At 45.6% G+C, this 7,188-nt stretch carries 7 protein-coding genes; all 7 read left to right on the top strand.

Going from position 1 to position 7,188, the window contains the following annotated elements:
* Window positions 1–2,570 (top strand): DUF6862 domain-containing protein (locus tag GMA8713_RS27825; RefSeq protein WP_339385758.1); only part of this gene is annotated, 2,570 nt, incomplete at its 5' end.
* Window positions 2,567–3,109, top strand: coding sequence for a hypothetical protein (locus GMA8713_RS24795; RefSeq protein WP_062715245.1), 543 nt, complete (start codon window positions 2,567–2,569; stop codon window positions 3,107–3,109). The genes GMA8713_RS27825 and GMA8713_RS24795, both read left to right, overlap by 4 nt.
* Before the next feature lie 485 nt (window positions 3,110–3,594).
* Window positions 3,595–4,176 carry a polymorphic toxin type 15 domain-containing protein gene (locus GMA8713_RS24790; RefSeq protein ID WP_062715243.1) on the top strand — a complete coding sequence of 194 codons (582 nt, stop codon included), beginning with the start codon at window positions 3,595–3,597 and terminating at the stop codon, window positions 4,174–4,176.
* A gap of 3 nt (window positions 4,177–4,179) precedes the next feature.
* Window positions 4,180–4,833 carry a GAD-like domain-containing protein gene (locus GMA8713_RS24785; protein WP_062715241.1) on the top strand — a complete coding sequence of 218 codons (654 nt, stop codon included), beginning with the start codon at window positions 4,180–4,182 and terminating at the stop codon, window positions 4,831–4,833.
* Window positions 4,834–5,056: 223 nt separating this feature from the next.
* Entirely contained in the window at window positions 5,057–5,395 is a 339-nt protein-coding gene (locus GMA8713_RS24780) for a hypothetical protein (protein ID WP_062715239.1), read from the top strand.
* Between the two features lie 346 nt (window positions 5,396–5,741).
* The gene (locus tag GMA8713_RS24775) at window positions 5,742–6,329 is read left to right on the top strand and encodes a hypothetical protein (RefSeq protein ID WP_062715236.1); all 588 of its coding nucleotides are present in this window, start codon (window positions 5,742–5,744) and stop codon (window positions 6,327–6,329) included.
* Window positions 6,326–6,868 (top strand): hypothetical protein, encoded by a 543-nt coding sequence (locus GMA8713_RS24770; RefSeq protein WP_062715232.1) that lies wholly within the window; start codon window positions 6,326–6,328, stop codon window positions 6,866–6,868. Before GMA8713_RS24775 ends, GMA8713_RS24770 begins: the two co-directional genes overlap by 4 nt.
* Window positions 6,869–7,188: the final 320 nt, after the last annotated feature.

Here is a 7,188-nt window from a genome sequence, read left to right as displayed (position 1 = left end):
TTCTCACCAGCCTCACCGCTGGAGAAACCGCCACCATCAAGGTTGATGGTCACACCCAAATCAATGGCGCGCTGATAGCGACCGTGGATGAAGACGGCAAAGACGCAGGAAACCTGACGTTAGAAACCGACTCTCTGGGCTTCAGTGACCTGAAAAACACCACCTACGCACAGAACAGTGCCATGGGCATCAATACCGGTGTGGGTATTGGCGAGGAAACAGGTCAAGACGGCAAACCGACCGACAACACCGAGGTGGATTCCACCTATAACAGCTCCACCTTGCAATACCAAAACAGCAGTGATTACAGCGTCACCAAAACCCTTGCAACAGTCGGTAAAGGCAATGTCACCGTGGGTAGTGACACAGAAAGTGACAGCCTGACGGCACTGAACCGCGATGTGGAAAACACGGAGAAAGACCTGTTCTCCGTCGAGCGCAATGAGGGGAATGTGGATGTTACTGTTGACCATCGATTGTTGACGGAGAAGGGGCGACAGAGCATTAAAAATGACTTTGTGGATTCTTATGAATTCGGGGAAGACATTTATAGCGCTGCTGAGAAACTTAACGAGGACGACCGCGTTGGCTTACTGAGTTTCTGGAGTGCGCTGCACAACAATGCCGTCGGCACACAGCTTAAAAACCAGCTTATCCGAGACCCTGAAAACGCGCATATTCTTGCCGGGTTAACCAGTGGTGATGGTGATTCGTATGCTCAGGCTATGCAAGAGCTTGGTCACTTGGCTCAAGAAAAGTTTGGCCTTGCACTTACTGACATCGGCTTGTACGACGCTTCAAAGACGACCAGTACATCTTTAGCTGATAACGCCAGCAAAGACGTCCACGGTGCGACTGTTATTGATGCGAATAACAGTGAGTATGGCGATATCTTCATTGACATCGAAGGTGCGAAAACACTTCACGTCAATTCGTTAGGTCAAGAACTCATTGAGAGCAAGACCTTACAAGAAGGTGGCGCGAATGATGAGACTCAAGAGGCCTTGTCGCAGATGTTTGGTGGTCAACTTGAAAAACGGGTTGATCAGGCAACGGGCAATCAATTGGCCAGCACCAGTACTGCCGAGTTTTCTAATAGCCTCGCAAACAGTCAGTCAGTGTTAAATGGGACACAAAAGGCGAACAAAGTTGGGGATGCGAAGGTTGATTATTATCTCACACAAACTGAAGCCCAAAGAAAAGTTGAGTTAACGGACTTCCTTTTACAGTGCACAAGTGCCGATTGCCGTGAGACCGATGAGTTTACATCTAAACAGAGAGAGCTCGTTGCACTGAACAAGACGGGCACCAAGAGGGATGAGGACTATAAATCGGCCTGCCAGAATGGTGGTGGGGCGAATTGCAACCTCGAATCAGCAAAAGTAGTAGAGGCATTTAACACCTACGACAAAGATGTAGCGGTGACGGACGGAACTCTGTCTGAATATTTAGATGTAAGCACTAAATACGGTGAGTCTGCATCTCGTCCTTGGGAGGTGGCTGCTACCGACGCTCTGATGGAGATGCCTTCAGATGCACTGCTGGGAACCCTTGAAAGTGTGCCAGAGTTGGCCGGTTTGGCTGTTACTGCAGCATCTGCGCTTGCAGGCGATGAACAGGCACAGCAGCAGTTGGAAGCGATGTACCTGAACATCAAAGGGACAATTGCAGACCCAGACGGTGCATTGGATAGCTACATGGCAGACATTGCTGCCAGAGAGGCTAGTGGGGAAATCACCTCTCACGATGCAAAGAAAGAAGTTGCTAAGTTCTACATCTCCGCGACAACAGCGGTTGCTGGCCAGACTTATGGTTTGGTGAAGGTGGCTGATACTAGCTTAGATGCCACAGTAAAAGCTGCTGATTCACTCGGTTCAGTCATTGATCACGCCCCATCGAAAAAAACGCCTTCTGGAAATTTCCACTCAGACTCAGATGGGTTCCCACAACTTGCTGAAATTGGGACATTTGAAGATGGAAAAGTGGTCTCTGCTGAGCAACTGAATGCCTTCCAAGCTATGGAGGGTGATATGCTTGTTTATACGAACAAATCTGGTGACCCTGATAAAACGGTGCTTGATGAGTCTGTTCAACGAAAAGCGTGGCCAGCCGCACCAGCTTGGAAAGAAGGGACTGAGGTTACTTACCGAAGAATTTCCGAGCCTGAAGAGTTCTATATGGTTATAGATGATAGGCAGTTGAGACAAATAGAGGATGCGTTGGAAAGCAAAGAATATGGGGAAGCGATATCTTCGTTGGGCGCATTTGCAACGAAAAACAAAGTCGAAACTGAGGCCGATTTGAGGGACTTGCTTGCTGTCCGCCCAGACTGGAAATCCTCCAGCAACGGCTTAAAGCGAATAAAAATAGTGCTAAATAACGTTGAAGTGCGCGAAGGAACGGTCGGCAAAATGGCCGTTCCAATTGACACAGATAAAGATGGCGTGCCAACGGTGGATACGGTGCTGGCTGGTGGTGGTCACCAAATTCAGTTTGTACACAGCCCCAAAGCCAATCAACAGCAAGATATTAAGATAGATCTCTCGGATGTGAAGGATTTACTGCAATGACTCAAAAGATCACAATGATTTATCGCAACTATATCTCCGATAGCGGAGAAGTGGTTACTGCAAGACAATTTGGAATGGTTTCTTGGGAGGAAAGCAAAGCTGATAAGGCAAACTTAAAGCATCATCCCTACAGTAAGCCATTGGGTGTATTTTGGATTCTGGATGACTTACGGCCAGTTAATTTTAATCCCAGCATTTTTCACCGAATCTCTATAGATGTTCTCGACGATAGAAGCGGAGTGTTAGTTATCCACAATGTGGATGATGATAGAGCTGATTACTCATTTCTGCCTCCGCCCAACAATGCGGCTATTTTTAATGCAGATGGGTCATTGAGGTTTGTCCTGGAGAATCCGCTGACGGGCTGTCCAGGTGAACTCAACTTCTTTAGGGCTGTTGACGTAAAAGATGAAAATGGCGAGAAAGCCCTCGGTATTTGTATTGCTGTTGCAAGAGGCCAAGGGCTTGAGACCTTTCTTGTCGATGGTAGTACTCCTGATCTAAAGTCAGTCGTTCGCTCTTCGAGGCCAAATATATGATTAACAAGAGCTGGGATATTGGCAGGACATATATGGACGCTCCCTCGACGTCAAGCCAAACGGCTCTTTTCGTTTCGAATAGCGAGACAATATTTATGCTCTTTTGACCACTGTGTTCAGCATTGATGCTCTGGTTTTCATTTCTCTTAAGGGAAGGTCAATCCTGATATCTACCCAGGATCATACCTTTGATTAGAAAGAGGCGATTTTGTCGCCTCGGCCTCTAATGATGTACTTACCTGATCGCCTTCAACAGACATACCCTTGTCCCGCAAAGGCTTGAGCAAGGTAGGAGGCAATTAACAGGGACACTCACTCTAAGAAAGCAACCAAAGACCCGTGTCCCCACAGCGTGGTGAACGCAACACTCAGTCGCAAGTGTTCGAAAATCTAACCTTAGTTCTTTGTCTGGGTGATGCTCGTTACGATTTACCCAGATTTCGAGCCTGATAGATTTCTAAAAGTGTCTGTCCCAGTTTCTCCAGTTGCCCGAAACTAAAGTCAAACCGTTTGACCCTTATCAAAACAAGAATTTCCAGAAGTTATCCGAAGCTGACAAGAAAGTCTATTTAAAAGAATACAATCGCCAGTTACAGCGACAACAAGATGCTATCAATGATATGAGCGCTGAAGAATTTAAGTTGGCGCGAGATAAATATATGGAGTTAAAGCGGAACCCTACGGCGGATAAAATGCAAGACAGCTATAGGGCTGATTTTAAAAAGGGAATTTCCGGTAGCATTGAGAAAAAACTTACAAAGCAGAATAAGATTTTGCCGCCAGATCAGAAGTTGTCTGTAAAAGAAATTAAAGCTGCGGCCAACAAACGAGCCGATGAAATAGCCGATAATCTAGCGGCGCTCCATGAACCGGATATGGTCGCTGGAGGGTGGCACGATCCTATGCCCAGTGGCATGGGTCAGTCCAACATCAATTCGGCGATTGGGGGCAGTTGGAAAGGCAGTCGTCTAAGCGGCATGGATAAAGCGGCTGACGCTGCCATTGCCAGCGGCCAAGGCAGCGCTAAAATGAATGTCAAACTCGAAGTGGCTCGAGGGCCAGGATAACGTATGCGAGACGAATATTTAGAATTATTTATTGAAGGGCTGGGTGAGCCTACTCAATATAGACCTGTATCACAGGCCGAACTTTCGGCATATCGCGGCATTTTACCTGATAAATTGTTGGAATACTGGCAGGAGATTGGCTGGAGTGGTTTTGCCGATGGTCTGTTTTGGCTTGTTAATCCTATTGACTATGACCATCTTGTTGAAATGTGGTTAGAGGATACTCCATTCACTGATATAGATCGCTATCGGACCATTGGTCGCAATGCTTTTGGAAAGATGTACTTGTGGGGCGAACGCACCCATCAAACCATTACTTTAAATTGCCCCATGCACGCGATTATCGCCTTGGAAAGTGAAGTTCGTGAAGTAGAGGAAGATACTGAATTAGCCGTACAAGTCTTTTTGTCTAATATAGATTCTGAGATAAGCGACATAGAAGACCTAAACGACAAACCCCTTTTCCCCCAAGCCCTAAAAAAACTAGGTCCATTAAAGCCAGATGAAGTCTACGGTTTCGAACCGGCCCTGATTGCCGGGGGCAACTTGAGCGTGGACAATCTTGCTATATTAAATCTGGATATTCACTTGACCATCTTACGCCAATTGGGGGCGCCCCAAATTCCATTTGCCGGGGTTAACGTCAATATAGACTGAGAGGGGTTGTTTGCAACTGTAAATGTAAAGCCCAGTCATTAAAGAAGCTGGGAGAAAACTAACAGGGACACACTCTAAGAAAGCAACCAAAGACCCGTGTCCCCTCAACGTGGTGAACACGATACCCAGTCGCCAGTGTTCGAAAATCTAACCTTATTTCTCAGTCTGGGTGACGCTCGTTACGATTTACCCAGATTTCAAGCAACAAAAACGAGGATTGATAATGGGCAGTCAGCATAGTTGTGTAGAAGCATACGTTATTGAAGCTTCAGGTGATAAAATTAGAGTCAAAGTTCTTGATAAGTCAATTGAACAGTCGTTGAGCGCTTATGGCTTTGAGTATCATAATGAATGGAATGAGTGGCAAATCCAGGGAGATGAGTCTGCAAAATGCGAAATATTTCATTGGTTGAGAGATATGGGGGGTTGTTTTGCTAACGGGCCTGCTGGATGGCCCCCTGGTGCTATTTTTGAATTACTGAGAGAGCAAAATAAACTATCAGGAGATTTTAGATCCATATCTTGGAGAGGTCCAAATGATTATTATGTCGAGATAAAGTAGAGGTGGAATCCACCAACTAAACTTACTTACTGGTGGCAACTAATAGACAAAATAACAGGGACACACACTCTAAGAATACAATGAACGTGCTGTCGTCATGGAAGAAGCCGATAGATTGGTATTTCCAAAAACTACATGGGTTTGAGGTAGCCGTCGCCTCGAGTGTGTTGATTTATGGAGCTCCACTCATTGGAATGAAACTGACTGGTTTCACTTTTTCTTGAGGTGACTGTCCTCGTTTTCTATTGATAACGCCCCATCAAAAAAAACGCCTTCTGGAAATTTCCACTCAGACTAAGATGGGTTCCCACACCTTGCTGAAATTGGGACATTTGAGGATGGAAAAGTGGTCTCTGCTGAGCAACTGAATGCCTTCCAAGCTATGGAAGGTGATATGCTGGTTTATACAAATAAATATGGTGACCCTGATAAAACAATACTTGATGAGTCTGTTCAACGAAAAGTGTGGCCAACCGCGCCAGCTTGGAAAGAAGGAACTGAGGTTGTTTACCGAAGAATCTCAGAGCCTGAAGAGTTCTATATGGTCATAGATGATAGGCAGTTGAGACAAATTAGAACAGCACTAAAAAACGGTGATAGTGCTGATGCAATCTCCGTATTAGGTGCTTTTGCCACAAAAAATAAAGTTGAAACTGAGAGCGATTTGAGGGACTTGCTTGCTGTCCGCCCAGACTGGAAAGCCTCCAGCAACGGCTTAAAGCGAATAAAAATAGTGCTAAATAACGTTGAAGTGCGCGAAGGAACGGTTGGCAAAATGGCCGTTCCAATTGACACAGATAAAGATGGTGTGCCAACGGTGGATACGGTGCTGGCTGGTGGTGGTCACCAAATTCAGTTTGTTAACAGCCCCAGAGCCAATCAAGAGCAAGATATTAAGATAGATCTCTCGGATGTGAAGGATTTACTGCAATGACTCCAAAGATCGCAATGATTTATGGTAACTACATCTCTGATAATGGAGAGGTGGTTACTGCAAGACAATTTGGGATGGCGACATGGGAAGAGGTGGATAATGATGAGAAAAACCTCAAGCCTTTTCCGCAGAGTAAAAGTCTAGGAATGTTTTGGATTCTGGATGACTTTCGCCCAGTTAATTTTAATCCCAGCATTTTTCACAAAATCTCTATAGATGTTCTCGACGATAGAAGTGGAGTGTTAGTTATCCACAATGTGGATGATGATAGAACTGATTACTCATTTCTGCCTCCGCCCAACAATGCAGCTATTTTTAATGCAGATGGGTCATTGAGGTTTGTCTTGGAGAATCCGCTGACAAGTAGCCCTGGTGAGCTTAATTTCTTTAGGGCTGTTGGCGTGAAAAATGAAAATGGGGAGAAGGCTCTCGGTATTTGTATTGCTGTTGCAAGAGGCCAAGGGCTTGAGACCTTTCTTGTCGATGGTAGTACTCCTGATCTAAAGTCAGTCGTTCGCTCTTCGAGGCCAAATATATGATTAACAAGAGCTGGGACAAACTAACAGGGACACACACTTTAAGAAAGCAACCAAAGACCCGTGTCCCCAGAGCGTGGTGAACACGATACTCAGTCGCCAGTGTTCGAAAATCTAACCTTAGGTATCAGTCTGGGTGACGCTCGTTACGATTTACCCAGATTTCAAGCAACAAAAACATCAGGCCCTTTGACAAAAACTAACAGGGACACACACTCTAAGAAAGCAACCAAAGAGCCGAGTCCCCACAACGTGTTGAACACAATGCTCAGTTGCAACTGTTTGAAAATATCACCTTAGTTCTCAGTCTGGGTAGCGCTCGT

This window comes from Grimontia marina (assembly GCF_900060185.1).
Taxonomy (GTDB): domain Bacteria; phylum Pseudomonadota; class Gammaproteobacteria; order Enterobacterales; family Vibrionaceae; genus Enterovibrio; species Enterovibrio marinus.
This window is presented reverse-complemented; position numbering and strand designations above follow the sequence as displayed.

Bases quoted from the DNA above. Each gene is read 5' to 3' on its own strand.
- GMA8713_RS24795 (WP_062715245.1), top strand. From the start codon at position 2,567: ATGACTCAAAAGATCACAATGATTTATCGCAACTATATCTCCGATAGC.
- GMA8713_RS24780 (WP_062715239.1), top strand. From the start codon at position 5,057: ATGGGCAGTCAGCATAGTTGTGTAGAAGCATACGTTATTGAAGCTTCA.
- GMA8713_RS24785 (WP_062715241.1), top strand. From the start codon at position 4,180: ATGCGAGACGAATATTTAGAATTATTTATTGAAGGGCTGGGTGAGCCT.
- GMA8713_RS24770 (WP_062715232.1), top strand. From the start codon at position 6,326: ATGACTCCAAAGATCGCAATGATTTATGGTAACTACATCTCTGATAAT.